Below are 26,211 nucleotides of genomic sequence, written 5' to 3' on the forward strand. Positions count from 1 at the left end.
CCGAGCGAGCAGCGAGCTGCGCAATGGCCCGACCCGAGCGAAGCGAGTGGGCAGCCCCAAATTATTCTTCTTCTAGAATTAGAATTTCTTCAGCGATAGGGCCATACACTTTTTCTTTTTGGGCATTGTAGAGGCTGAGTTGAATTTGGTGTGGGCCTGGGGGGAGGTTTTGGAGGCTATGGGCCTGCCAGTTTTGGATCCACCAGCTTCGTTTTTGGTCGAGCTCGAGCAGGACCTGATAATTTTTGGGGCCAATTTCGCAATTATAGCGATAAAAATCGACAATTACATTTTGGCTTTCTTGGGGGCTAAATTGGCCGAGCGGGCTGGCGTAGGCAATTTGGGCTTGGCGGTTGGGGATGCTTTTTCGGACCGATTGCTTGAGGATTTCTATATCTCGGCAAACGAAGGCCTGTGGGGCGCGAATCACTTGGCCGTTGGGGGCCGAGAGGAAGGCCTTAAAAAGCTGGGGGCCATCGGGAATATCAATTTGGAAATTGCGGTCATTTTGGGCGGCATGCAGGCTATCGTTGAGCACCAAATGCAGGTGCAGCCCTAGAGGAATATACTTTTGCCCTCTTTTTCGCAGGCTATCAACGGCTTGGCCCAACAAAAGGTTCTGGACAATCATGCTGAGGCGGCCATTTTGGTAATTGAAGCCACGCATTTGGATGCTGCTGTCTTGATCGAGGGCCAAAGCAGGCAGGGGCAAAAGCTTAACTTTTGATAAGTCCTGTTTTTTCGTAGAACTTTGGCAGCTTAGGAGGAAAAAAGAAAAGAGAAAGAGAAAAAATGCTAATTTTACGCGCATAAACCTATAATTTTGGGGCCCCCTTCTTTTGGGGCAGATTATTTTAAAGCATTTAAGCCAAAGAGTTAAGCCCTTTAGGAGTACTTAGTTTAGTTAAAAAATAACTATATTTAACGCTAAATAATTATTCCGGCTCCAGTAGCCTTGACTGGGCCAAAAGAAAGCGAAAACTCTGAAGCATTAACATTGTACAAAATTATCAGTCAGATGAAAATTTTAAAACCTATACTCCTTTTTTGCATCCTCGCAAGCTGGGGGCAACTGCAGGCGCAGGACGTTCACTTTAGTATGTTCGACATGTCGCCAGTGAACCTCAACCCTGCCTATACGGGCTTCTACGAGGGGACCTTCCGCGTGGGAGGGATCTACCGTAGCCAATGGCAAGGTTTGGGCACCAACAGTCTGCTTCCCCAGGGCGCTACAGGCAATGCCTATCCCACTTCTTTTTCGGGCTACAAAACGCCCTCTGCTTTTATTGATGCCCCAATTATTGGCATTAAGGGCAAAGACAAATTTGGCGCTCCCAAACATTGGTTTGGTGCGGGAATCAACTTCTATAACGACCAAGTTTCTTATTTGTCGACCCTAAAAGCAGAATTGGCCCTAGCTTTTCATGCTGGACTTGGCGCTAGAGGCAATACTCGCCTCTCTTTTGGCTTTAAAGGAGGTATCCTGCAACAGTCGGTTGGCGATGCTAGCGACTATACTTTTGAGAATGATATTACTGGCGGAACGCCCGAAACTTTTGCCAGCGGAACCGCTAGCGGAATGGATTTCTCGGCCGGTTTGATGCTTTCTCATGTGGCTGCTGGCTGGAATATCGAGGCGGGAGTGGCGTATAACCACCTCAACTCACCCGAATTGACGATCACCAATGATGTCTATAAGCTGCCTTCTAATATTATCGGTAGTGTTCGCTCTAATATTAGCCTAACGCGCAAGTTGTCTGTTCGCCCGATGGCTTTTGTTCAGTATATGGATAAGGCCTTTGAGGCCAACTTGCAGGCCCTTGCCGCTATCCACTTCAATGACACTAAGGACTTTAATCTATTGGCAGGTGCTGGTTACCGCCTTTCTGATGCTGCCTTTGCTCGCCTCGGTCTAGAATACCGCGGCCTTTCTTTTGGCGTAGCCTATGACTTCAACCTCTCTGGCTTGTCTAATAGCAACTACAGCGGTAGCAATCTTCGTGGCCAAGGCTTCGAATTGGGCCTTACTTATATTGCCAAAATTTACAGAACTCCTGTGGTCAAAGAAATTCTCTTTAACCCTCGTTTCTAATGCTGTTCTGCTGTTTTGGGGCCTCCGCAGCAAAGCTGCGGCGCTACGCTACGGGGCTCGCTATTCGCTCGGCCCTTCGGCGCTAAAGCGCCTCGGTCTGGCCCTGCGGGCCACCCGCTCCGCATCGCTAGGCCGCTCCACCAAAAGCCTCCGCCCAAGGAAGCTCTCCGGCCCCCCAAACAAACAGCCCGCATATTTTAAAAAGCATCTCCCTTAAAATTTAGAAAAATAGCAATGAAAAACTATTTCCTATCGGCCTTGCTAGTTTTACTAGCCATGCCATTCGTCTGGGGACAACCTGTGGGCAACAACCAACCCACAGAAAAACTAGAAGAAATTGCCTCTAGTAACCTCGAACGCTACGATACTTGGAACGCCTTGGATTACTTCAAACAGGTCCGCGAACGCAAACCCAATGATGTAAAGGCCAATTATGACGTAGCCTACACCTATTTCCTCCTTCGCGATTATACTTCTGCCGAAAAAGAATTTCAGCAGCTCATCGAACTCGATAAGGAAAACTTTATGCCTATGGCTGGCTGGTACTATGCCCAAAGCCTAAAGCTAGCCGGCAAGTACAGCGATTGTATTCCCGCCTTTGAAAGCTTCAAAAGCAAATACAATGGCGAAGATGTCGACCGCATGAAAACTTTGGCCGATGTGGAAATCGCAGGAGCCAAATGGGCCCAAACTATGACTTCTCCTAAAGAGGAACTCATTATTAAGCCCCTAGATAAAACTATCAACTCTCCACTTATGGAGAATTACGCTTACCCTATTGGCCGTAATAAAATTGTCTTCTCTGCCCTCCGTGGCGATAGCATTATCGTTTTGGAAGATGCGGAAGAAGAAGCTAAGTTTACTCGTATCTTTGTGGCCGAAAAAGCAGAAGATGGCGAAAAATGGGAAAAAGTAGAGCCCTTTAGCGCTTCTACACTAGCCGCTGAAGGTTTTCATGTGGTTAACCCTACCTTTAATAAGGATATGAACCGCTTTTTCTTCGCTAAAGCACAGTTGGTAGGTAACCTCCTTCAAAATAGTAAGATTTATGGCGCAGGCTATGACGGTACTAATGTTACTGAGCCTACTGCTCTTGATTTTAATGACGGAGAATATAGCTGCAAAAACCCCGCAGTCGGTATGCTAGATGGCCAAGAAGTACTTTTCTTCGCTTCTAATATGCCCGGCGGTAAAGGGGGCTTCGATATCTGGTATGCAGAAATCAATGCCGACGGAACTACTCGCACGCCCCTCAACCTAGAAGCCGTAAATACGGTAGGTGACGAAAGCCACCCCTTCTTTGATGAGCGCGATAACCGTCTCTATTTTGCTTCTAATGGCCACCCCGGTATGGGCGGTATCGACCTTTTCCAAACAGAGCGCAATGAAGCAGGAAATTGGTCTGCTGTAGAAAATATGGGACCTGGCTTTAATACTAGCGTAGATGAATTTGGTTTCATCGTGACTCGCGAAGGCCGCGATGATTGCTTTGGCTACCTGATCTCTAACCGTGAAGGAAGTAGCGGAGCTGTACAAAGCCAAACTTCTACCGATGATATCTTCTCTATCTTGATGCCCGAACGTTGTGATGTTGATCTAATCGTTAAGGTAACTGATGATAAAACAGGAGAAGAAGTAGTAGGTGCTACGGTGAAAATTGTAGACAAAGAAACTGGTGAAGTAGTTGCCGAACAAACCAATACAGAGAATAACAAATTTGTATTTCCTCTAGAACAAGGTAAAGAGTATGAAGTAGTGGCTAGCAAAGAAGGCTGGGAAGCTGGCTCTAGCACTTCTGCAGATACTCGCCGCCCCGCTCTAGAAAATCGCTTTGGTAGCGTTTCTGGCCCTATGGAATGGGAAGAAACCACTACCTTGAAAGAAGCTGGCTTGATGGTGCAAACCTTTGACCGCAACAGCAAAGCTCCTTTGAATGGCGTAACCGTAATGGTTTATGATGGTGATAAGTTGGTTGAGGAAAAAACAATGACTGATGGCAATCAGTTTAGCTTTATCTTGGACAACAACAAAGAGTACAAAATCAAAGCTCGTCTAGAAGGCTATATTGGCGACTTTAAGACCGTAAAAGCTACTGAGGCTAAAGAGATGCACAAATTGTATTTGGCTCCTCCTCCCTTGTTTGTAAATGTATTGTTCGACTTTAATAAGTCGAATATCCGTACTGGCGCAGCCGATACCTTGGACCGCATTGCTGAAGTAATGACTGACTACCCCGAAATGGTAGTAGAAGTACGTGGTTTTACCGATGCTGTTGGTTCTGATAGCTATAACGATCGTCTTTCTAAGCGTCGTTCTAAAGCAGCCATTGACTACCTAGTAGAAAAAGGCATTGCTGCTGAGCGCTTGATCTCTAAAGGTTTTGGTGAAGCGGAGCCTGTTGCACCCAACGAAAACGAAGATGGTAGCGATAACCCTGAAGGTCGTCAGCTCAACCGTCGTGTAGAGTTCAAGATTATTGAAGGTAATGTTGGCGCTGTAGAAACAGAAAAAAAAAACTAACTGAATCGGCAGCTCCTATTCAAGAGAATAAGCGGCCGAAGACAACAGTAAAGTTTATTGAGCCAGAACTAAAGCTGGGAGAACTCAAATATGGAGAAGTTAAGGAAGCGACTATTGAATTTGTCAATACTGGGACCGAAGACTTGAAGATTGAGTTTGTGCAAGGCGGATGCAGCTGTACGGAGCCTACTTCATGGAGCCGCAAAGCCATTGCCCCGGGCCAAAAAGGCTATGTCAAAATTAAGTTTGACTCTTCTAAGGCCGATATTAAAAAAGGCTACGAATCTGCTGTAGAGCTTTATGGAAATGTAGAAGGTGACCTTCTGCTGTACTATATTAGCGCAGATATTGTAAAATAGCTTTTCAGTTAGCTGAAAACCCCTAAACGACTAGTTTGCGTTTAGGGGTTTTTTTATGTTTAGGGCCAGCTTGTTTTGCGTCTTGCAGGCCCGGAGGGGCCGCAGGCCACAACAAGGCCTTTAGGCCGCAGTTCGACGACCAAAGGGAGTAACCGATGGAAGGCAGTGGCCCGCAGGGCCAGACCGAGCCGCTGAAAGCGGTGAAGGGCCGAGCAGACCTGCGAGCTGCCGAACGTAGCGCCTGCCGTAGGCAGGAGGCCCCAAAAGAAAAAAACTATGAATCAAATTGTATTGCTTTTTGCGCTTTTAGTTGCCGCTCCCTTGCAGGCACAAGTAGATGCCTATGCTTATTTGGGCCTAAAATTGGCCCCGCAAGAAGTAACAAATATTCGCCTGAAAGAGACCTATGTCATCAATACTTCTAAGGACTCAAAGTTTAAGGAGAAGTATTTATTTTCGAGAGAAGAGTATAATGAACAAGGCCGCCGCTCCCTCAATTTGTTTTTTAAGCCAGACGCTAGTTTAGAGTCGAAAATTGTGGCTTTTTATCCCGACTCGACCAAAGAAATTAACATCTTTCAGCAAAAAGGGGAGGTGGTGGATAGTGCCGTTTTTCTCTTTCATCCTGATGGCCGCAGGAAAATGGAAATTTGGTATTGGGGAGATAACTGCAGCACCGATAGTCTGCTGTTTTCTTATAATGCCCGCAAACAATTATCTAAGGTGTTTAGGCGCTATGATTGGGATGAAAAATGGGACACACTTTTTTATAAGGCCGATGGCAGCCTAGATAAGGCCATTTTTTATAGCAAGGCCGATGGTTTGCAAAAGCAGGTAGACTTTTTGTTTTCTCCAGACTCTTTTTTGTTAAAAACGGCTAGTCGTAACCGCGATCGCTTGATTGTAGAAGAAGAATACTTTTTTTATGATAAAAAAGGCCGCTTAGATTATACCACCACCCGTTATTTTCCAGATGGAGAAGAAAAGCCAGAAACCCCTCGATTAACCAGCCGCTATAGCTATTGGCGAAATGGGGAGCTGAAGCGGGTAAAAAAGGTGTTATCGTCTAAGAAGAAAAAGCGGATTTCGGTGTCTATCTTAAAATATAATCGTTCTGGCCGCCTAATTTATCAGCGAGACCGAAATAAGTCAGAGGGGATAGATAGTAAAATTATTATAGAATATAGAGCTCGGCCCAAGGGCTGGAAGCCTCGGCAGGGCTCAAATTTTTGGTAGCAGATGAAGAAATTATGGATCCTATTGCTCTTTGTTTTCTTTGCCGGCAAAGAGCTAGCTGCTTGTAGCTATGCCTATCAGTATAGTCTATTTTTATTGGGCAGCAGTTCGGGAGAGCTCATTTGGTTAGAGCTAGAACTGGAGCGCTATGTGAGTGGGGCTGCGGGCAGTTTGCCCAATTTTCAGCCCATGGGGCGAAGCAAAAATTTGGGGCAGACTCGCTGGAAGGGGCAGCTCAAATTGAAAAAAGGGCAGAAGGTGGACCAATTAGAGCAGTATAAGCATATTGCTTGGGTCGATTTGGCCGATGAAGATTATCAAGCGTATCTGGCCCCTCATTTTGAAAAGGCCCAAGATTTGGCTGAGGAGCTGCCTTTTTTTCAGCCCGCCCAGCTATTGGAAGAGGCCATTTGTGATTATGACCGCAGTTGTGGCCAAATGCAACTAGAGGCCGATAGTTTGGCCCTTTGGGCGGCCTTGCCAGGCCAGAAGGGAGCCAAAGCTCATTTTCCAGGGCCCGTTTTGAGTAAGTTTGAAAACCTCACTCGACTCAATTATAGAGAAATGGGCAAACTGGCCGCAGAAGAGCGCCTCAACTTTTTTCAGGCCTGGAAACCCTTCTCTGTTCGGCATTATCGGCTGGCCGGCCAAGAGATTTATGTCTATAGTCTAGGCTGGGGCCTAGCCAAGGGCTATAAACCGCAGCCTTCTGCGGCTTGGGTGCCCTGGGGCCGTCCCCTAAAAGATTATATTCGAGGAAATAAAGTAATGATGCATGGGCAGCGTTTCGACTTCTTCCAAATTTTGTAAATTTGCAAATCAAAAAATTAAACGAGATCAATTTATTTAAAATGTTAGGAGTCAAGCGTATTTTATTAGGATGTGGCCTAGGCCTATTGCTGAGCTGTTCATCGGAGGAGCCAAAGATGAATGTAGGCGAAATCGCCAAGGAAACAGATAGTTTATATACAGCCTTGCAAAGCGAGCTGGCTTTTTATCGAGAAAAGGCCGATAGCCTCTATCCCGCCCTTCTAGATAAAGAGGCCGAGCTAGATAAGCAGTACCTAAAGATTAAAAACCTTTTGGCCCAGGCTGATCAGCAGAAAAATAATGCGCGCAAATTAGCTAGCCAAGTAGAGGCCCTACAAGAAGAACTCAAAAAGCTGAGAGCTTTTGTAGATGAACAAACCCTAGATTTGGCCGAATTGCGTCGGCAAAATGCCCAACTAGTAGAGGAACGCAGCGAATACCGAAAACTCTATGAGCAAGAACAAGATCTAAAAGACTCTTTGGCCCAAAAAGCTGCCAACCTAAAAGCAACCACCGAAGAGCTCAATAAACAACTCGATAAAGGCGCTATCCTCCGGATCTCTAATTTAGAGTTTATTGCGGCCAAACTGACTAGAGGGGGAGAAACCAAGGCCACCAACCGCCGAAAACGAGCAGAGTTTTTTCAGGCCTGCTTTAAGATGGTAAAAAATGAGGTGGTGCAGCCCGGCCCCAATAAGTTTTATATGCAAATTGTAGATCCCAATGGCCATATTATTGTCGAAGAAAAAATGGGCGGCGGCTATTTCTCCGATGCAGAAGGTAATAAATTGCCTTATACCATCGTAAAAAGCTTTGAGTATTATCCCGATAAAGAGGACCTTTGTATTAGTTGGAGCCCCGCAGTAGGCAGTAAATGGACCTTTGAAAAGGGAGAGTATAGCCTGCAACTCTATAATAGAGGCCTTAAGGTGGGCTTCCAAAAATTATCGCTCCGCTAATGCAATTGCCCTCCCTAATTACAGCCTGCCAACAGCAGCTGCAACAACAAAGAAGCAGCCTTTGCTACCATAATTTGGCCCATACCAAAGGCGTTGTGGCCGCTGTGGCCGCCCTGCATATTGCTCCCGAAATCCTGATTCCAGCCGCCTATATCCACGATTTAGGCTACGAACAATCGGCCCAAGGACATGAGGCTATAGCCATAGCCTGGGGGCAAAAACAGCTGCCCAAATGGGGCTTTAAGCAAAAACAAATTCAAGAAATTTGTCTAGCCATTGAAGCGACCCAATTGGGCCAAAAACCAAAGACAATTTTAGGCGCCTACCTAAAAGATGCCGATATTTCCTATAGCTTGAGTAGCCATTTCTGGAGCCGTGGAGAATTGCTCCGAACAGAATGGCAACTAGAAAACCAAAGGCAATATAGCGATACAGCCTGGCTGAAACTGCAATATCATTTTCTAGAAGAACTCTTGTTTTTTAGCCCCTGGGGGCAGCTTTATTTAGAACCACTGCGGCGCTATTATCTTCAGCAAATTACTGAACGGCTGCAAAAAATGAACATATGAATTATCCCCAATCTATTTTTTTATTGCTTTGGGCCTGCCTCTGTGCCAATAACCTGACAGCCCAAACAAAAGAGGATAAAGAACAAGCCCCTAAACGCTATTATACTATCGATATGACGGTGGCCTCTATGAAAAAAGCTGCCGAATCCTCTAAAAGCGGATACCGAAAGAATCCCTGGAAAACCATCGAACATAATTGCGAAATCGAATTGCCCTTTGAGCTAGATAATGCCTTTTTGGGCGTGCCCAAACAATCACAGGCTAGTCTGCTCAATCTGGTCAAAGGAGGCGTCAAAATCTCTAATCAGGTGATCCAACCCATCGAAAGACAACTGATGGCCTCCGAGTATTTTCGCCCCGGAATTAGTAAGGAGCTCTTCGAATGCCTGACGGGCTGCACCCTGGCCGAAAAAGATTTTCAACAAAGCCATTTTCTCTATATCGAGGACCTGAGCCGAGATATCGCCTACGCCCGTAGCGAACTCTACGGCGAAAGCTCTTTCGACTCCCCTTTGCCTTACGCTACGCCCTGGGGCAATTATAAGTGCCGCATGATCAGAACTAAGGCCGATCTCGATAGCGTGATGAGCCATCCCAACGAAATTGGCCTGACCTACAGCCTGCGTGGCGGCCATGTGTTTAGCGACCTCTTTGCCCTGCGCCCCGATGAAGAAAGCGGAGAAACAAATCTGGAAATCTTGGGCCGACAAGAGTTTGGCCAGCTGGTCCTCAATAGTGTCAACCAACTCAAAGGCATTTTGCCCATCCGCCAAAAAACAGGGGAGTACCTCAGTGTTCCGATTTTTTCCATTAGCTTCGGCAATTATTTTGAAGATGGTATCGTGGGCAAGGTCTCCAGATTTAATAGCGCCCAAGAAGAGGTTTTTGGCGAACAAAATAGCCTCGGTAAAGGCTTTACCGAACTGGGCCAATGGGTCTGTCGCCGCCTACTCGACAAAAAGGTGGGCCGCCGCATCTTAGTCGATGTAGCCGATATGAGCCTAGACGGCCGCCTCTGGTTCTATAGCTACCTCAAAGAAGAACGCTTCCGAAAAGATACCATCCCCGCCCTAGCCCTCAATGTGGGCATCAGCGGCCTTTCTTATAAAGATAATGCCTATAGCGGAAGCGATGAACCGGTCAAAAATCAACAGTCTTTTTTCAATAATCGCCAAGCCAATTTGTGCCGCCAAGATATTAAGGCAATCGTCAAATCAAAGGGCCTGGTGGGCATTTCTCTAGATAGAGACCGCCTGATGGGCAAGGCCTTCCAAACCCGATATAATTCTACCGTGCCCGGCTCCGCCAACCGAAGAGCCGTAGCCGTAGAGGCCATTGTGGCCAATATTTGCCGCTTTATTTATGTAGCCCAATCTATCGATGCCTGGGAAATGATCAGCATTTCTTCCTCTTTCGATATGTACGCCCGCCCCCTAGAGGTCTATGATAGCTCCGATGATATGGAGCAGCTTTATCGCGACCTGATCGCATTTTTTGAAAACCCCCAGGATATTGAAGGCCTCTATACCGCCGAAGATATTCAAACTTTTATGTATAGTTTTTCTGCCGAGGAATTGGTCGATCGGATTATGTATAAAAATGCCCTGAATTTTATGTACAAGCATTTGCCTGAAGTAGATCTAACGGAAGAAGAAGCGAATAATAATTAGAGGGTTTTGGGGCCCGCGGCCAGCTAGGCTTCGCCTAGCTCGGCCGCCGCTATGCTGCGGGGCTCGCAGGTCTGCTCGGCCCTGCGTTTTTTTCGCTGCGCTCAAAAAACTTGGTCTGGCCTTCGGCCACCCGCTCCGCAGCGCTGGGCCTGCCCGCCGCAAACGGAAAGGCTGCGCTAAAAAAAAAGCCTAGCTAAACTTTTGACAATCAAACAAAAAGAAGAATGTGGCTAAAAAATCTCATTTTTTAGCTAGAAAAAGTTTGGCAAAATAAAAAAGCCGTCTTATATTTGCAACGCACTCAAAGGAATGCAATGTTAAGTTGAATGGGGGATTAGCTCAGCTGGCTAGAGCGCTTGCATGGCATGCAAGAGGTCATCGGTTCGACTCCGATATTCTCCACAAAGAGACCAACAATTTTGTTGGTCTCTTTTTTTTTGCTTTTTGTCCAAAAGCAGCTGCTTTATAACAGAAAATCAGTAACTTAGTTAAATAACTAAGACTAAAGTTATGGACAAAAAGCGGACAAAAAAGCCTATATATCTACTTTCTTCTTGGATCCTTCGGGCCCTTAGGAAAGAGAAGAACACTCGGCCGATTAGCCAGCGCCTAGAGTTTAATTGTCGGCCCAGCCTGATTAAGGAGTTGGCCTACAAACAAAAAATGAAAAAAAAGAGCCTCTAAAAGCCCGCTATAGCGGGCTTTTTTTCGTTAGAGCCAAAGAAAAAAGCCAAGAGCGGGTCGGCCTAGCGATGTGCAGCAGTGGCCCGTAGGGCCAGACCAAGCCGCTGCAAGCGGCGAAGGGCCGAGCAGACCTGCGAGCTGCGAAACGTAGCGCCTGCCGTAGGCAGGAGGCCCCAAAAAAATAATAGTCACTTAATAGAAAACTTGTACCTTAGCAATTCTAAGTAAAATCAAACCTTTTGACCAGTATGCGAGAGCAGATTAGCTTGTTTATCCTGATTTGTTGTAGCCTGTTTGCCCTAAATCTACAGGCTCAAATTCCCCCTATTGTGCCTCCCGTTATTGATCCGGGCCAAGTAGATCCCAGTGGAAATGGAAATGGCGGAACCATAGAAGCGCCCAAAGTAGATCCTAAGGCTAGTGAAATGAATGCCGAGGAGCAAAAAGTAAAGGAGCAAATTGAAGAGGAGCGGAAAGCGCAGCGCAAAAAAGAAGAAGAAAAAGATATTTTGGCCCGCAAACGCCAAGAAGAATTGCCCGAACCCAAAATTTGGGGACAGCAGTTTTTTAGAGACCAAAGTATCAAACTCTTTGATCGCTCCAAAAACCAGAGAGCGATAGAAAGCTATCGGGTGGCCTCTGGCGATGAAATTGAAGTGACCGTTTGGGGAGCCGTAGATTTTAGTAAAAGCGTGAGCGTAAATGACAATGGCTATATCGACCTCTCTATTCCCGATTTGTTGGTGCCCAGATTGTACATCAAGGGCATGAAATTTAAAGATGTGCGAGATGCTATTTATCAGCGGCTTTCTCGGCATATGAATATGAAAGGCTCTAATTATGATGTGCAACTGAATTACTCTAGAAGTATTACGGTCAATATTACGGGAGAGGTATTTAGCCCAGGAAGCTATACTATTCCGGCCACCAACACGGCCTTTAATGCCCTAGTAGCTTCTGGCGGCCCCTCGCAGATTGGTAGCGTCCGTCGGATCAAAGTGATTAGTAGCGATCACCCGACCAGACAGCTAGATGTCTATAAGTTTGCAAGCGACCCCAATGTTTCTGAGGAATTTTTCTTAGACAATAACGACTATATTTTTGTGCCCCTAGCCGAAAAAGTAGTGGAGGTCCGAGGATCTGTGAAGCGCCCTTTTGACTACGAATTACTAGAGGGCGAACAACTCCTAGAGGCCTTGGCCTTTGCGGGGGGAGTAAAGGCAGATGCCTATTTGCGCAATATTCAGATTAAGCGCTACGCCAATGATGAAGAGCGAATTATTGATGTGAATTTGGCCAAAATTATAGCCAATGGAGAGAACTTCCCTTTGATGAATGGGGATATTATTGAGCTTTCGCCCATTTCTGAGGCCTACTCTAATTATGTGACCGTAGAAGGGGCGGTAAAGCTGCCTGGAGAATACGAATTGGGGGCGGGGACCCGTATCCTAGAAGTCTTGCAGAAGTCGGGCATTATGCTCTCTGCGGTTAAAGAAAAAATTTATGTGCGCCGCCTTCGTCCCGATTTCTCCATTGAATACATCGATGTAAGCATTGATAGCATTTTGGCGGGCCAAGAAGAGGCTAATATCGCTTTGCGGGCCCTGGATAAAATTGAGGTAAAATTCAAATCGGAATTTGTAGATGAGTATCAGGTGCAAATTTATGGCGCCGTGCGCAAATCAGGAGCCTACGCCCATAGTGATAGCCTCACTCTAGCCGATCTGCTCTATCTGGCTAATGGCATCGAAAAAGAAGCGGCCAACTCTATTCTAGAAATCTCTAGATTGGTCCCTCAAGCTGATGGAAGCTCTAAGGTAGAGCTGATGAGCTATGATATCAATGAAGACCTAGAGGTGGTTGGGGCCGAAGGCCTGACCCTAGAACCCCAAGACCAAATTTTTGTCCGTCTAGCCAAAAATTATAAGCTCCCCCAAAATGTAAGCATCCAAGGGGAAATTGCTTACCCTGGCGCCTATACCTTGCAAGATAATGGCGAACGGATTGCCGACCTCTTGGCTAGAGCAGGAGGGACCACCCCTCTGGCTTTTCTAGAAGGGGCTCGCTTGATTCGTCAAGGTGAAGGCTTTGTGGTCCTAGACCTTAAAGATGTGGTGAATAATCCGGATTCTCGCTTTAATTATATTTTGCGCCCTGGCGACCGACTTTCTATTCCGGTCGTTAAAGATTTGGTGGCCATCGCAGGCCGAATTAACCACCCCGAGGTGAAAAATAAATCGGAAATTGCCGAAATCGAACTGAAGTTGAAGTTGCTAAAAACTGAGAATAAGATCGAAAGAGAAGAAATTCAGGCCGAAGAAGCCATTAGCCGAAAAATTAAGCCCGACCGTATCAATGTGCCTTTTCATAAAGGTAAACGAGCCAATTATTACCTTAAAGAATATGCTGGGGGAATTGACCGAGCCAATGGTGGCCGCAAACGCCTGGTCTATGTTCGCTACCCCTCTGGTGCCGTGAAGAAAACACGCAACTATTTCTTCTTTAAATGCTACCCCAAAGTGACCAAGGGCGCTATGGTGTATGTAGACACCAAAACCAAAACCGACAAACAAAATATTCCTAAGAAGAAACGAGAGCCTATCGAATGGAACCGTATCATCCAAAATGGAGTAGCCATTACTTCTTCTACCTTGACCCTCTTGCTCGCTATCCGAGCCCTAAACAACTAAGTGACTATGGATCTTTCTCAGTTGCTGACGGCTGAAAATATACAGAAACAACTTAAGCGCTATGCTTGGCTTTGGCTAAAATGGTCTTGGCTGGTGCTAATTTTAGCAGCCGCCTTGGGCTATTATCTCTATCAGTCTAAAGCAAAACTCCCTACCCGATATGTCGCCCGCCTCTCTTTTAGCATGAATGAAGGAGGCGGAGCCGACCAAGGCTACCTACAGCAGGTGCTAGGCGGAGGCCTTTTTGCAGGCCTAGGTGGAAGCTCTGAATTGGCCTCTGGAAATATGGGCCGCTTGCAAGAGTTGCTATCTACCCGCCGCCTTTTGCAAATGGCCCTCTTTGAAGAGGTCGAAATGATATACCCCGAAGGCCCTAAGAAGGACTTTATGATCCACCATTATCTAGAGCTACAAGGTATGCGGAAACAATGGGCAGAAGAAGAGCGAGCGCTAGCAAATGTTTATTTTAAGCATAAAAAATTTGAGACCTTTAGTCGCCAAGAAAATGTGGTCTTACAAGCAGCTGTGGGCCGAATCCAACAACAGCTGACCCAAGAGCTTAGCCCCTCCGAAATTCTGAATATTCGCTTTGTGAGCAATTCAGAGGTCCTCTCTCATGATTTTATCAATCTGCTCTACGACAAACTCAATACTTACTATAGCAACCAGTCGGTAGAAAAACAACGCCGAATCTTTGAGGCCGCCCGCAGCCGTAGAGATTCGCTAGAACAGGAAATGGACCAGGCCGAAGAGGATTATATCAAATACCTCAACCAACATAATGCTACCGCTCAAGGCCGCTATGCCGAAAGTATCCGTACCCAGTATTTGGCCCGAAAACTCTCTGGCGAAATGGAGGGCTATTTTCTGGCCATCAAAAATGTAGAAACGGCCAAATTGGCCCTAGAACAACAAACTCCCTTGCTGCAGGTCATCGACCGCCCACTTTATCCACTCTATGCCGAACGACCCAACCCCCGCCTGTTCCTATTTATTGGCCTCTTTTTAGGCTTTTTCTTAGGGACCTCTCTCGTTCTAGGTATACAAGGAGCCAAAGATTTAATGAAGTTTTTAAAGGCCCAGCAAGCCGCCAAAAAAGAACATCCAACGGAAGATGATGCCTAAGCTTTTTTATCAAGAGACTGGCCAAGAAAAGGGCCCCGTTTTAGTCTATCTACACGGCTTTTGTGAGGATCACCGCATTTTTGCTCCCTTTCAAGAGCAATTGGGCCAAAAGTATCGGCAGTTGCTGCCCGACCTGCCCGGCTTTGGCCAATCAGTAGGGGCAGCAGAGGATCTCGGCCAATTGGCCGAGATCCTCTGGCAATGGCTAGACGATTTGAAGGTAGAAGAAATTAGCCTTTTGGGCCATTCTATGGGCGGTTATCTGGCCCTGGCGATGCTCGAAAAACGCCCCCAAGCTATTGAAAGACTCTGCCTGCTGCATAGCCACCCCTTTGCCGATCCCCCCGCCAAACAGGCCAAACGAAAAAAATCAGCCGCTTTTATTGAGAAATATGGGGTAGCCACTTACCTCCAACAACTGATTCCCCAACTTTTTCCCGCAGAACTCCGTAAAACAAAATTGGTCCAAGCCTTTTTGCAAGAACAAAGCGGACATAGCGCCCAAGGCGTACTGGCCGCCCTCAAAGCGATGTGGTCTCGACCCGATCGTTCTGCTGTTTTGGCCCAATATGAAGGCCCCGTACTGGCCCTGATTGGCGAACTCGATGAGGTGATTCCCCCCGCTTTTTCTGCCGCCCAAGCCCAAGAACAACTGTCTCCCAATTGGCAGTGCAAAACGATTCCGCAAATTGGCCATATGGGCTTTTTAGAAGCGCCAGACCAACTGAACGAAATTTTTAATCATTTTTTTTAGCTCCACACACCTCTTTTTTGCTTCCCAACATCTATTAAGGTGTTTGCAGCAATTTTAATTATGTTTTTTCAGACAGAAGAGTCATCTGATTTATCAGATGTGTTGTGTGTGAGCCCTAGGTTTTTGGTCCTAGGGCCCTTTTTTTTGCCTATGCCTTCATTTCCTCGCCTTGTCGATTTCCTTTTTTATCTGCTGATTAAGCTGATTCCCCTTTTGCTGGCCCTCGCCCTGCCGCTGGCCTTGCTCTACTGGAATTGGCGCTGGACACTAGCCTATTCTATTAGCTCAGTGTTTATTTTGGGCCAAATTGGAGAATGGCGAAAATTATTGGCTTATTCCCCCTCTCCCTGGCTGCATCTGGCCCTCTTTGCCGCCTTTATCGGCTGGGGCTTCCTCATCTATTATGTCCCGCTCTCGCCTTGGTGGACCGGCAGCCTGATCGCCGCCGCTGTGCTGGCAAGTACCTATGGCCTCGATTGGATAAAAGCCCAACCCCAACGCTATTTCTATTATCTGCAAAGCCCAAATGTCGATTGGGAGCTCTGGCTGGATAAGGAGCTGAATGAGGAGGATTGGCAAGAAATCATTGGCGGCCTGCGAGAGAAAAAATGGTCGGCGCCTATTCTGGAACTACAAGACCGCTTTTTACAACAAGATGACTTGCCCGATGCTCTCAATAGAGTACTCTGGCAAGATGCAAAACAGCTTTTTGAACAGGAGGAAAGCGGAATATTGCCCCTAGAGCGCTATTATCATCTCCCCACTTATCTGCATTTTTTCCTCCAAAGCCCTTATTTTATCGATGGCCTCTGCGCCAGTATACAGGCCCCAACAGACAACCAGCTTTTCGAGAGCCTGATCGCCAAATGCAATGATTTACTGGCCCAAACCCTAGCCGAAGAACCCCTAAATATAAACAGTCGACTGAGCAGCTACCTCGATCCTCAAGCGCTTTATGCCTATTTTGATAGCTGGCCCCAATTAAGTCCGCATACCCCAAAATTAGCCCTACTACTCGAAGATTTTAAGGCCCAATTACTGCTGCTGGCTATTCAATATCAAGCCATTAAGGAGGAAGAGGAGGATTAGGGGCCTCCGCCTCCCTTCGGTCGTCGGCGCTACGCTTCAGGGCTCGCAGCTCTGCTCGGCCCTTCGTCGCCTTCGGCTCCTCGGTCTGCGGCTTCGCCGCCCCCTTTCGCATCGCTAGGCCTGCGGCCCTTCGGGCCTGCTATCTGGGCCTGTAGGTTGAAACCTACAGCCAGGCAACGGTTGGTATTGCTCCGCAATGATATACGTATGAGGGTTGAAACCCTCATACAATTAACTCCTTCCCCGCCTAATCTATACCCCCTTATTATCTCCACAGCTTTTAACAGCCGTTTTTATGATTTAAACCGCCCAGAAGATGTTTATTTATGGAGGGTTGAAACCCTCCATTTTATATTAAAATGCATTCGTTAATTGGCTGTAGGTTTCAACCTACAGCTCTAGGATCTACGGCCTTTAGGCTGCAGCTAGCGGCAATGCCGCTATGGCCCAAGGCCAAACAGCTCATCAAAACCTTTATGCCCTATTCTGCAGCTGCAGAATAGGGCATTTCATTTGGGCTAAGCCCTTCGCAATTTGTGAAATGGCAATTGTAAAGCGGGGGATGCTATTTGCAATTTGTGAAATGGCAATTGTAAAGCGGGGGATGCTATTCGCAATTTGTGAAATGGCAATTGTAAAGCGGGAGATGCCCTTCGCAATTTGTGAAACGGCAATTGTAAAGCGGGGGATGCTATTCGCAATTTGTGAAATGGCAATTGTAAAGCGGGGGATGCTATTTGCAATTTGTGAAATGGCAATTGTAAAGCGGGGGATGCTATTTGCAATTTGTGAAATGGCAATTGTAAAGCGGGGGATGCTATTTGCAATTTGTGAAATGGCAATTGTAAAGCGGGGGATGCTATTTGCAATTTGTGAAATGGCAATTGTAAAGCAGGGGATGCTATTCGAAATTTGTGAAATGGCAATTGTAAAGCGGGGGATGCTATTCGAAATTTGTGAAACGGCAATTGTAAAGCGGGGGATGCTATTCGCAATTTGTGAAATGGCAATTGTAAAGCGGGGGATGCTATTCGCAATTTGTGAAATGGCAATTGTAAAGCGGGGGATGCTATTCGCAATTTGTGAAACGGCAATTGTAAAGCGGGGGATGCTATTCGCAATTTGTGAAACGGCAATTGTAAAGCGGGGGATGCTATTCGCAATTTGTGAAATGGCAATTGTAAAGCAGGGGAGGGGCTGTTTAAGATTTTGTGTGAGACTTTTCGGGACTGTTCAGAGGGACTGTTCAGGACTGTTCAGGATTTTGTGGGACTGTTCAGGATTTTGTGTATCAGAATAAAATTTGGTCAATAGAGACTAGGAGGCGAGTGGTAAAATTTAGATGACCCGGTCAGGGAAACAGACACAAAGCTGGCTGAAAACTTTGGTCCAACCAGCTCGTTTGACCTTCCATCGTTTTTGAATTTGCATAGCGGCTAAATAGATAGATTTTATGGCCGCAGCATCATTTGGAAATGAGCGTTTGTTATTGGTATATTTTCTCAGGCCAGCATTAAAGCCTTCAATAATATTTGTGGTATAAATAAGCTTTCTGATTTCTTGAGGATAGTATAAAAAGACAGTGAGATTGTCCCAGTTTTTCTCCCAAGATTTAATGATGTAAGGATAGCGATCACCCCATTTTTCTTCAAAATCTTGAAGCCGATTTCTGGCCTCAGCTTCATTAGGAGCTGTATAAATGAGCTTAATATCTTTGGCCACTTTTCTTCTATTAGAGGCTTCAACAACCTTCATAGAATTGCGAATTTGATGGACCACACAAATTTGATGAGCTGCCTGAGGAAAGACGGCCTCAACGCTTTGGTCCAAGCCAGCTAGATTGTCTGAGCAGATAAATAAAACATCCTTTACCCCTCTTGTTTTAATGTCATTCAAAGTTGTGGCCCAATTTGCAGCAGTCTCTTTTTCAAAGAGATACATGCCAATAATGTCTTGATAGCCTGCTAAATTAACCCCAAGTACAATCATGCAAACCTTGCTTTTAATCTGCCCATCCTCTCTAATTTTATAGTGAATCCCATCAATCCAAAGAATCGCATACTTCTCATCAAGAACCCGATTTTGCCACTCTCGAATACTATCTAAGAGGCTATTAGTAATGGTTGTAATTTGACTCTTAGAGTACTGCTGACCATAAATTTCATCCATATACTCTACTATATCAGACAGGCTCATACCTTTAGCATACAATAGTGTAATCACACTCTCCAGCTTAGCCGTCATCGATTTGTGTTTGGGGACTGTTACAGGGTCAAATTTACCCTCTCGATCTCTTGGTATTTCTATTTGTAATTTGCCACTTTCCGTCTTGATCTTCTTTGAAGAATGGCCATTTCTGCGATTTTCTCCTTGGACTTCTTCGCCACGAGCATACCCTAAATGCGCTGACATTTCTCCTTCTAACAAACTTTGAATTCCTCGTTTTTTGAGGTCATCTGTTAGCTTGTCTAGCTCCTCAATGTTCTTCACATCTCCTAGTAGGCGGTTTAATAACTCTTCTTGTTTCTTGTCCATAGCGGTACTTTTTTTCTAAGTAATTAAATTGATATTAAACCTCCTAATCTTTACCCCTTTTTTAGCCCATACACAAAATTTTAAACAGTCTCGATTTTGTGTATCAGAATAAAAGGGACTGTTCAGGATTTTGTGTATCAGAATAAAATTGGGCCTTTAGCTTGTTAGGATTTGGCCAATCATCGCCTAGGGACAAGCCCCTAGGCTAATCCAATGGAGTCAGCCCTCTGCGAGGGCCTCAACTATTGATATACAAGGCCTTGTTCAGTTGTTATCGCAAAGAAGTAGCTTATCCAAAGGCCCTCTTTAGAGGGCTGTCTAAAAAAGCTAGCCTAGGGGCTTGTCCCTAGGCAGCAAAAAGGAGAAACACAAAATTTTAAACTGGCTCGATCCAATAGCATAAATAAGCCGCCCTATGGCCGAAGGCCAAACGGCCACAACAAGCCCTTTAGGGCGCAGTTCGACGACCAACGGGAGTAACCGATGTGCAGCAGTGCGGCGCAGCCGCAGACCAAGGCGGCAAAGCCGCCGCAGGGCCGAGCGAATAGCGAGCTGCGCAACGTAGCGCCGACGACCGAAGGGAGGCGGAGGCCCCAAAAAACTATTTAAAAATCAGAATGAGTCCGAGGATAATGAGCAGGCCATAAACCAATTTATTGAAGAGGGCGGGATTGGATAATTTTTGGTTAAAAAAGCGGCCGAGGAATACGCCTAGCGCAATTGGAATTAAAGCAAAAGCAGCCATTTTTAGGATCTCAGGAGAGTAGCGGCCCATATAGGCGTGGCCCGAAACGACGGCTATGCCCAAAAGCATAAAATAGCCTTGCATAGTTACGCGGAAAATGGCGGGTGGCCATGCTCTGAAGTTGCCGTAGAGCACTCCGGCGGGGCCAGCCACATTATAGGCGCCCCCAAACAGTCCGCCCAAAAGGCCAAAGAGGTAGCCCCATTTTCGGCCTTCGGGCCCTTTGGGCTCGCCCAAATCTTCGGCAATTTGATAGCTCTGATATAGTTTGAAGACGGCAAAGGCCATAATGAGGAGGCCCAGCAATTTGCGCATCCAAAAGGCGGGCAAATACTCGCCCATAGAAAGGCCGATGGGGGCGGCCAACAAGGCCCCAATTAAGAAGGGCCAAAGCTCTTTCCAGTCGACCTGCTTAAAATCTTGAAGGAGAATATAGGCGCTGCCGCCCAAGGCCAAAATGGCCACCAAGGGTACCGCCTGATCTAAGCCCAATAATAAGGTCAGCAAAGACATATTGACCATCCCCTCGCCAAAACCAAAAGTAGATTTGACCAAAGAAGCAAGAAAAATAACAGCCATGACCCCAATAAAAATTAACATAATTGCTTGTTTACTGAACTTCAGCCAGACTGCATTCTTGGGCCAAAAGGAGGGGAGCAAGGAGAGCAGAATAACCGTCTTAGCAAAGCTCAAATCAGAAAATATGGGGCAAAAGTACGCTTTTCTGGCCCGCCAAACAAAAGGCGTTTGCAAGCTCCCCAAAAAGCCATTATCTTATGCCCCTTAACTCAAAGCGCTACTTTTATGATCGAACGTATTGCGAAACTGCTAAATATTCATGCTCAGGCTGTATCTAGAGTCATTGAGCTCTTTGAATCTGGGGCCACTATCCCCTTTATTGCTCGTTATCGAAAAGAGGCCAGTGGGGGCCTGAATGAGGTAGACCTCATGGCGATTAAAGACGAATGGGAAAAACAACAGGAAATAGAAAAGCGGCAGGCTTTTATCCTAGAAAAAATTGAGGAGCAAGGCAAGCTAAGCGATGAGCTGGCCAAGAAAATTAAGAACTGCTTTGAGCTGCATCTGCTCGAAGATCTTTATTTGCCCTATAAGAAAAAGCGAAAAACCAGAGCCGATAAGGCCCGTGAGTTTGGTCTAGAGCCCTTGTCGGAGCTGCTTTGGGCCCAAAAAGATTTTGATCTAGATGCCATTGTAGAGCCCTTACTCTCTGAGGAAGTTTTGGATGAAGAGGATGCCCTAGAAGGGGCCAGAGATATTATTGCCGAGCGGATTAACCAAGATGAAAGAGCTCGGGCCACCGTTCGCCAGCATTATCAGAAGCGGGCTCGCTTTAAGGCGGAAGTGGTAGCGGGCAAAGAAGAAGAGGCCCAAAAATATAAAAACTACTTCGAGCTGGACCGTCCGCTCAAGCAATTACAAGCGCATCAGATATTGGCTGTTTTGCGGGCCGAAAAAGAGGGCCTGCTCAAGGTCCAATTGGCCCCCAATGAAGATTATGTACTCAATGATCTTTGTGGGCAGTTTATCCGCAGAAGTTGCCCTGATCGTTGGGCCGAACAACTGGATATGGCCATAGAAGATGCCTATAAACGGCTGATGAAGCCCTCTATTAGCAATGAGTTTGTGAAGCAAGCCAAGGCGCAGGCCGATTTGGCCTCCATACAGATTTTTGCCGATAACCTCCGCCAATTGCTGTTGGCCTCTCCCTTGGGCAACAAAAGAATGATGGCCATTGACCCTGGCTATGCCACCGGTTGTAAGCTAGTTTGTTTGTCGGCTACTGGTGAACTACTTGAAGATACCGTCATTTATCCCACACCACCTCGTAACCGCAAGTTTCAGGCTACCGATACGGTTTTGGACCTGATTGAAAAGCATCGGATAGAAGCGATTGCGATTGGGAATGGAACGGCAGGCCGAGAAACAGAGCAGTTTATTCGCCAACTTCCCTTTGAGGGAACGCCCCCAGCCATTTTCTTGGTCAATGAAAGTGGGGCTTCTATTTACTCGGCTTCTGAAATTGCTCGCCAGGAGTTTCCCGATAAAGATATTACGGTTCGTGGAGCGGTTTCTATTGGGCGCCGTTTGATGGACCCCTTGGCCGAGTTGGTAAAAATTGATCCTAAATCTATTGGGGTGGGGCAGTACCAGCATGATGTGGACCAAAAACAGCTGCAAAATAAATTGGGTGCGGTAGTCGAAAGCTGCGTAAATGCGGTAGGGGTGGACCTCAATACCGCCAGTGAATATCTACTTACCTATGTTTCGGGTTTGGGGCCTGCCTTGGCCCGCAACATTGTCGATTATCGCCGCTCGAAGGGGGCCTTTAAGAGTCGGCAAGAACTGCGCTCGGTTAAGCGCTTGGGCGAAAAAGCCTTTGAGCAGGCAGCGGGCTTCTTGCGCATTCGGAAAGGGATTCATCCATTGGATAATACGGGGGTGCATCCAGAGGCCTATCCGATTGTAGAGCAGATGGCCAAGGATCTCAATGCCAGCATTGCGGACCTTATTGCGGATAAGAGTTTGCGCAAAAAGATTCAGCTCAAAGATTATGTACAGGGTGAAATTGGGCTACCTTCTTTGCATGATATTATGAAAGAGCTGGAGAAACCTGGCCGCGATCCTCGTCCGCCCCGCCAAGTTTTCCAGTTTGCCGATGTGCATCAGATAGAGGACCTCAAAGAGGGGATGAAGTTGCCGGGCATCGTGACTAATATTACGGCCTTTGGGGCTTTTGTGGATATTGGAATTAAGGAAAACGGGCTTTTGCATAAGTCTCAGATGAGCCATCAAAGAGTAGATGATCCTGGTCGCTTTGTGAAATTGGGCCAAGAGTTAGAAGTGACTATTGTGGGTTTGGAGCTAGGCCGCAAAAGGATCCAGCTCTCGATCATAGAGTAGGTTTGGCCCAGCGCTGCGCAGCCGTGGCCCGCAGGGCCAGACCCAAGCCGCCGCAGGCGGCTGCAGGGCCGAGCAGACCTGCGAGCGGCGCAGCATAGCGGCGGCCGACCTAGGCGAAGCCTAGCCGGCCGCGGGCCCCAAATCCTAGTTATTATAGGTATAGGTAAAATAAAAATGCCATTCCCCGAGAAGAGGAATGGCATTTTTTTATGCTGCACCAAAGGCTTAGTGCGTTTTGATCAGCTCTTTAGTTTGTTGGAAATCGGGAGCAGCGACTTGGATGAGGTACAAGCCAGCGGGCCAATCTTGAGCGGGAAGTTGAATCAACTGATGTCCGACTTGAGTTTGGGCATCTTGCTCATAAATCAATTGGCCGATAGCATCAAAAACGCGGATTTGTAGGTCGCGCTCTTGGCTAGACAAGATATCGATTTGGGCGTTACCGCTAGCGGGATTGGGGAAAATGCGAATATTTTCCTCTGCTGTTTCGCCATAGAGGCGAGCGACCACCGTGGGGCTATAGCTGAAAGTGCCATCATTATTGACTAGGCGAAGGCGGTAGTAATAATTGACATTAGGCAAGACCTCATAATCATCTAATTGATAGTCTTGGATCAATTGGCTATTGCCTTGGGCATAAACCTGATCTAAAAAGCTAAATTGGCTGTTGTCTAAGCTGCGTTCTACCTCAAAATGAGCGAGATCATCCTCTTCTTCGGTGCTCCAATCTAGCTGAATGTAGTTATTTTCGATAGGCGTAGCCTCTAGGTCCAGCAGCTTATTTTGGGCCAAAAGGATGTCGGCAGCGGCCAGCCCAAACTGAGAGAAGCCATTGAAGCCCGTGCGCTCTAGAGAGACGGGGCTACCGCCACAATCGTCGGCGGTACCGGCAACGGCATTATCTTTAGTCACTAGCCAAACGGTTTTGGCGGGAAAGTTATCATCTTGTGGCCAAACTCTTACGGCATAATCGCCAGCGCCAGCGCCTGTAAAATCATCAAAGACCCATTGGCCATGATCTAGGCCGCCCCAGTAATCAATTTGGTAGCCGCTACATTCTAGCTGGCTGCCAAAGCTATTGTCTAGGCCAGTTTGGAAGTAGCCCGTGATGACATCATAATTATTGGCACCAGAAAAATCGAGATGAATGTACTGCATACCTCTTTGAGCGCCCGCTGCGGCGGGTTCTAGGCCCAAGACATAGCCATAGGTTCCGCCAGCGGCAGAAATAGCTCGGCGGAGTTTTCCTTGTACATAGCCATTATCAAAGGCCGACATATTTCCGTTGGTATTTACGGTATTGTCGAGCATATTGGCTAGGCCAGCTGTGGGGTTCATTAGGCCAAAAACGGCGGGATAAGCAGCGCCATTAGTGGGTAGGGCAGAGGGATCTGCGGTGATAATTCGGTTGGCCGTAGCGGCTCCGGGGCCGTTAAAATCTACGGTATTGCGTACATCGGCTACATTTCCCGTTCCATTGAGCCAAACCACGCCTTGGTCATTGGCCAATTGAAGGTTATAAAAAGAGCCATCATCTACGCCAGTGGCGGCCTGTCCACCTCGAACGGCATAACTACCGCTAATGAACTGCGTTTGTCCAGCATTGACATCATCATTGATGAGTTTGGTTGTTCCCGTTCCTCTTTGCTGAAAGAGGTTATCGGAGTACATATTTCCCTGTACTTCTAGGTAGCCGTCATGGTCCATCAGGGCGGTTGCGCCCATCTGATGCACATCTCCCATAACATAAACATCGGCTCCGGCTTGGACCTTAATCAGGGCGCCATCATTGTAGAGCTCATTATTGTGCTGTGCCCAGCTACTTAGGCTAAGTAATAGAAAGCTACTACTGAGCAGCCATTTTTTGTAGTTGTTCAATGTCATGAATTTATATTTTAGTTGAAGTCGTTTTCTGCAAACGAGCTAGTTTAATTTTTTGTTTTGTCTCTGCTGGGTTTAGCCTATAATAATACGTAAAAATTAGCGATAAGGCTTCTTTGGACCTGCAGCAACCTGTAATTTTGCCGATATATTTAGATCCTGTTCTTGGTCCAAAAAGGCATTTTCATCTGATTTCCCCCAATAGTTGGGCCCAATGACAATGGGCGCAGGCTCATCCGAACAAGGCGAAAAAAGGGCCAATTGATAGCGCTTGCAGTCCATAAAGTTATTTTCTTCTACCAAAGTCTTGCCTTTATTGGCATATTGGCAAGAAAGCTTGAGGTTAGTCGAATTGCCCTTAAATTGATTCTGTCGAATATTCAGGCTAGACCGCCGACTCATTTTCTGCAACTTGATGGCCACTCCCTCAAATTGCTCAAATTCATTGTTTCGGATGTTAATTAGGCCGCCACCTAGCATCCAAACCACTAGGCCCGAATGTCGTCCGTAGTTTGTAAACTTTTTGAGCTGGTTGTTCTCAAAATCAGTGCTGCCCCCCAACATAATCGAGTTGCAGTTTTCTATTTCATTGCCCATCACTTTGGCCATGCTGCTGTTGCGCACATTCAGGGCCCGGTCGCAGTTTCTAATCTCCGAGTCAATCAACTGAATTTTTGCTTGCCGCTCCGACTGAATGGCCGTATAGCAGTCTTCTATTTTGCAGTTTCTAATGCTCAAATGACAGCCTTCGGTCCGCAAAAGCTGGGCGGGAGCTTCACCAATGCCAAAAAACTCACAATATTCAAATTGTGTGCTCCGAACTTGGCCCTCTTCATAATGCAGGCAATTATGATAGAAGCGCAAACCGTTCCAAGGTGCATTATTATGCCCCAAAAAACGAATCGGCTTGCGTTTGCTGCCTATGGCCGAAAGTCCACCTTTGACCAAAATTTGGGTTTCATGCGCAAATTGCAGCTCTACGCCCGCCTCAATCCGCAAACAGGCCCCCTCGGCAATGAGTAGGTTTTGCGTAATAATATAAGGGCTATTGGCCCGCAACCATTCGGTATCTTCCAAAATGGGCCCTTCTATATAGGTGGTGGCCCCCAAACTGAGCGGCAGTAAAAAAAATAATAAAAATATCTTGCTCCACATAAGTATTAGCTAATTAGGGTTGGACAAAACAGCCTAAAGATAAAGAACTTAGCTCGAAATATCATAGCAAAATAAATTCCTTTTACCGCAGGAACAACTGCTTGTAAGCTAGTTTTTCTTTTTTTGGGGCTGCCCCTTCGGCCCTTTGGGCCTTGGGTCGGGCCATTTCGCAGCTCGCAGGTCTGCTCGGCCCTGCAGCGGCTGCGCCGCTTTGGTCTGCCGCCTTCGGCGGCCCTGCTACAGCCCCTCAGCCGAGGGCAATTTCTTTGCTTTGGTGGCTTGAGCATAAAAAAAGGTCCAAAGTCAAAGCTTTGGACCTTTTAGGTGGTGATTAGCGGGATAAACTGCCTAGGCATTAAAAAAGGGCCAAGAGCAATTGGCCTAGCGATGTGCAGCAGTGCGGCGCAGCCGCAGAC

At 46.7% G+C, this 26,211-nt stretch carries 19 protein-coding genes and 1 tRNA gene; 15 read left to right on the forward strand and 5 right to left on the reverse strand.

From position 1 onward, the window contains the following. Positions 1 to 61: 61 nt before the first annotated feature. Positions 62 to 811 carry a hypothetical protein gene (locus tag SGRA_RS12370; protein WP_015693055.1) on the reverse strand — a complete coding sequence of 250 codons (750 nt, stop codon included), beginning with the start codon at positions 809 to 811 and terminating at the stop codon, positions 62 to 64. A gap of 207 nt (positions 812 to 1,018) precedes the next feature. Here SGRA_RS12370 and SGRA_RS12375 point away from each other — a divergent pair, with 207 nt between their 5' ends. From SGRA_RS12375 to SGRA_RS24120, 14 genes are all read left to right on the forward strand, one after another. Further along, complete coding sequence (locus SGRA_RS12375) at positions 1,019 to 2,092, forward strand: PorP/SprF family type IX secretion system membrane protein (RefSeq protein WP_015693056.1); 1,074 nt, start codon at positions 1,019 to 1,021, stop codon at positions 2,090 to 2,092. 234 nt (positions 2,093 to 2,326) lie between these two features. After that, positions 2,327 to 4,612, forward strand: a complete 2,286-nt coding sequence (locus SGRA_RS12385) for an OmpA family protein (RefSeq protein ID WP_015693058.1) — start codon at positions 2,327 to 2,329, stop codon at positions 4,610 to 4,612. 56 nt (positions 4,613 to 4,668) lie between these two features. Next, on the forward strand, positions 4,669 to 4,971 hold the full coding sequence (locus tag SGRA_RS21915) for a DUF1573 domain-containing protein (protein WP_270100803.1): 303 nt from the start codon (positions 4,669 to 4,671) through the stop codon (positions 4,969 to 4,971). Between the two features lie 276 nt (positions 4,972 to 5,247). Then, positions 5,248 to 6,207, forward strand: a complete 960-nt coding sequence (locus tag SGRA_RS12395; RefSeq protein WP_015693060.1) for a hypothetical protein — start codon at positions 5,248 to 5,250, stop codon at positions 6,205 to 6,207. Between the two features lie 3 nt (positions 6,208 to 6,210). Further along, on the forward strand, positions 6,211 to 7,017 hold the full coding sequence (locus SGRA_RS12400; RefSeq protein WP_015693061.1) for a hypothetical protein: 807 nt from the start codon (positions 6,211 to 6,213) through the stop codon (positions 7,015 to 7,017). Between the two features lie 2 nt (positions 7,018 to 7,019). Then, on the forward strand, positions 7,020 to 7,976 hold the full coding sequence (locus SGRA_RS12405) for a hypothetical protein (RefSeq protein WP_015693062.1): 957 nt from the start codon (positions 7,020 to 7,022) through the stop codon (positions 7,974 to 7,976). Beyond that, a complete protein-coding gene (locus SGRA_RS12410; RefSeq protein WP_015693063.1) occupies positions 7,976 to 8,545 on the forward strand; it encodes a hypothetical protein in 570 nt (189 codons plus the stop codon). The genes SGRA_RS12405 and SGRA_RS12410 overlap by 1 nt, the downstream gene beginning before the upstream one ends. Continuing rightward, entirely contained in the window at positions 8,542 to 10,215 is a 1,674-nt protein-coding gene (locus SGRA_RS12415; protein ID WP_015693064.1) for a hypothetical protein, read from the forward strand. The genes SGRA_RS12410 and SGRA_RS12415 overlap by 4 nt, the downstream gene beginning before the upstream one ends. 328 nt (positions 10,216 to 10,543) lie before the next feature. Further along, positions 10,544 to 10,617, forward strand: a tRNA-Ala gene (locus tag SGRA_RS12420). A gap of 530 nt (positions 10,618 to 11,147) precedes the next feature. Continuing rightward, entirely contained in the window at positions 11,148 to 13,589 is a 2,442-nt protein-coding gene (locus tag SGRA_RS12425) for an SLBB domain-containing protein (RefSeq protein WP_015693066.1), read from the forward strand. Positions 13,590 to 13,595: 6 nt separating this feature from the next. Beyond that, positions 13,596 to 14,714: a hypothetical protein gene (locus SGRA_RS12430; protein ID WP_015693067.1), complete on the forward strand. Its 1,119-nt coding sequence runs from the start codon at positions 13,596 to 13,598 to the stop codon at positions 14,712 to 14,714. Then, positions 14,704 to 15,468, forward strand: a complete 765-nt coding sequence (locus SGRA_RS12435; RefSeq protein ID WP_015693068.1) for an alpha/beta fold hydrolase — start codon at positions 14,704 to 14,706, stop codon at positions 15,466 to 15,468. The genes SGRA_RS12430 and SGRA_RS12435 overlap by 11 nt, the downstream gene beginning before the upstream one ends. Before the next feature lie 60 nt (positions 15,469 to 15,528). Further along, positions 15,529 to 16,557: a hypothetical protein gene (locus SGRA_RS12440; RefSeq protein WP_015693069.1), complete on the forward strand. Its 1,029-nt coding sequence runs from the start codon at positions 15,529 to 15,531 to the stop codon at positions 16,555 to 16,557. A 541-nt stretch (positions 16,558 to 17,098) separates the two neighbouring features. Beyond that, on the forward strand, positions 17,099 to 17,857 hold the full coding sequence (locus SGRA_RS24120) for a hypothetical protein (RefSeq protein WP_015693071.1): 759 nt from the start codon (positions 17,099 to 17,101) through the stop codon (positions 17,855 to 17,857). Positions 17,858 to 17,895: 38 nt separating this feature from the next. Here the strand turns inward: SGRA_RS24120 and SGRA_RS12450 are convergent, their stop codons facing one another. Both SGRA_RS12450 and SGRA_RS12455 read right to left on the reverse strand, forming a co-directional pair. Continuing rightward, a complete protein-coding gene (locus tag SGRA_RS12450; RefSeq protein ID WP_015691783.1) occupies positions 17,896 to 19,092 on the reverse strand; it encodes an IS256 family transposase in 1,197 nt (398 codons plus the stop codon). A 601-nt stretch (positions 19,093 to 19,693) separates the two neighbouring features. After that, positions 19,694 to 20,437 (reverse strand): sulfite exporter TauE/SafE family protein, encoded by a 744-nt coding sequence (locus SGRA_RS12455; protein ID WP_015693072.1) that lies wholly within the window; start codon positions 20,435 to 20,437, stop codon positions 19,694 to 19,696. 204 nt (positions 20,438 to 20,641) lie between these two features. On the opposite strand from SGRA_RS12455, the gene SGRA_RS12460 reads away from it, so the two are divergent. Continuing rightward, the gene (locus SGRA_RS12460; RefSeq protein WP_041329921.1) at positions 20,642 to 22,759 is read left to right on the forward strand and encodes a Tex family protein; all 2,118 of its coding nucleotides are present in this window, start codon (positions 20,642 to 20,644) and stop codon (positions 22,757 to 22,759) included. A 225-nt stretch (positions 22,760 to 22,984) separates the two neighbouring features. Here SGRA_RS12460 and SGRA_RS12465 read toward each other — a convergent pair whose 3' ends face one another. Further along, positions 22,985 to 24,643: a T9SS type A sorting domain-containing protein gene (locus SGRA_RS12465; RefSeq protein WP_015693074.1), complete on the reverse strand. Its 1,659-nt coding sequence runs from the start codon at positions 24,641 to 24,643 to the stop codon at positions 22,985 to 22,987. A gap of 96 nt (positions 24,644 to 24,739) precedes the next feature. Beyond that, positions 24,740 to 25,795: a right-handed parallel beta-helix repeat-containing protein gene (locus SGRA_RS12470; protein ID WP_015693075.1), complete on the reverse strand. Its 1,056-nt coding sequence runs from the start codon at positions 25,793 to 25,795 to the stop codon at positions 24,740 to 24,742. Positions 25,796 to 26,211 lie beyond the last annotated feature (416 nt).

The sequence above is a fragment of the Saprospira grandis str. Lewin genome (assembly GCF_000250635.1).
GTDB classification, from domain to species: domain Bacteria; phylum Bacteroidota; class Bacteroidia; order Chitinophagales; family Saprospiraceae; genus Saprospira; species Saprospira grandis.

What these genes read in the sequence shown, in the direction of transcription:
- SGRA_RS12370 (WP_015693055.1), bottom strand. Translation starts at nt 811, where the DNA reads ATGCGCGTAAAATTAGCATTTTTTCTCTTTCTCTTTTCTTTTTTCCTC.
- SGRA_RS12460 (WP_041329921.1), top strand. Translation starts at nt 20,642, where the DNA reads ATGATCGAACGTATTGCGAAACTGCTAAATATTCATGCTCAGGCTGTA.
- SGRA_RS12400 (WP_015693061.1), top strand. Translation starts at nt 6,211, where the DNA reads ATGAAGAAATTATGGATCCTATTGCTCTTTGTTTTCTTTGCCGGCAAA.
- SGRA_RS12395 (WP_015693060.1), top strand. Translation starts at nt 5,248, where the DNA reads ATGAATCAAATTGTATTGCTTTTTGCGCTTTTAGTTGCCGCTCCCTTG.
- SGRA_RS12470 (WP_015693075.1), bottom strand. Translation starts at nt 25,795, where the DNA reads ATGTGGAGCAAGATATTTTTATTATTTTTTTTACTGCCGCTCAGTTTG.
- SGRA_RS12415 (WP_015693064.1), top strand. Translation starts at nt 8,542, where the DNA reads ATGAATTATCCCCAATCTATTTTTTTATTGCTTTGGGCCTGCCTCTGT.
- SGRA_RS12385 (WP_015693058.1), top strand. Translation starts at nt 2,327, where the DNA reads ATGAAAAACTATTTCCTATCGGCCTTGCTAGTTTTACTAGCCATGCCA.
- SGRA_RS12450 (WP_015691783.1), bottom strand. Translation starts at nt 19,092, where the DNA reads ATGGACAAGAAACAAGAAGAGTTATTAAACCGCCTACTAGGAGATGTG.
- SGRA_RS12430 (WP_015693067.1), top strand. Translation starts at nt 13,596, where the DNA reads ATGGATCTTTCTCAGTTGCTGACGGCTGAAAATATACAGAAACAACTT.
- SGRA_RS12455 (WP_015693072.1), bottom strand. Translation starts at nt 20,437, where the DNA reads ATGTTAATTTTTATTGGGGTCATGGCTGTTATTTTTCTTGCTTCTTTG.
- SGRA_RS24120 (WP_015693071.1), top strand. Translation starts at nt 17,099, where the DNA reads ATGGCAATTGTAAAGCGGGGGATGCTATTTGCAATTTGTGAAATGGCA.
- SGRA_RS12410 (WP_015693063.1), top strand. Translation starts at nt 7,976, where the DNA reads ATGCAATTGCCCTCCCTAATTACAGCCTGCCAACAGCAGCTGCAACAA.
- SGRA_RS12375 (WP_015693056.1), top strand. Translation starts at nt 1,019, where the DNA reads ATGAAAATTTTAAAACCTATACTCCTTTTTTGCATCCTCGCAAGCTGG.
- SGRA_RS12440 (WP_015693069.1), top strand. Translation starts at nt 15,529, where the DNA reads ATGTTTTTTCAGACAGAAGAGTCATCTGATTTATCAGATGTGTTGTGT.
- SGRA_RS12425 (WP_015693066.1), top strand. Translation starts at nt 11,148, where the DNA reads ATGCGAGAGCAGATTAGCTTGTTTATCCTGATTTGTTGTAGCCTGTTT.
- SGRA_RS12465 (WP_015693074.1), bottom strand. Translation starts at nt 24,643, where the DNA reads ATGACATTGAACAACTACAAAAAATGGCTGCTCAGTAGTAGCTTTCTA.
- SGRA_RS12435 (WP_015693068.1), top strand. Translation starts at nt 14,704, where the DNA reads ATGATGCCTAAGCTTTTTTATCAAGAGACTGGCCAAGAAAAGGGCCCC.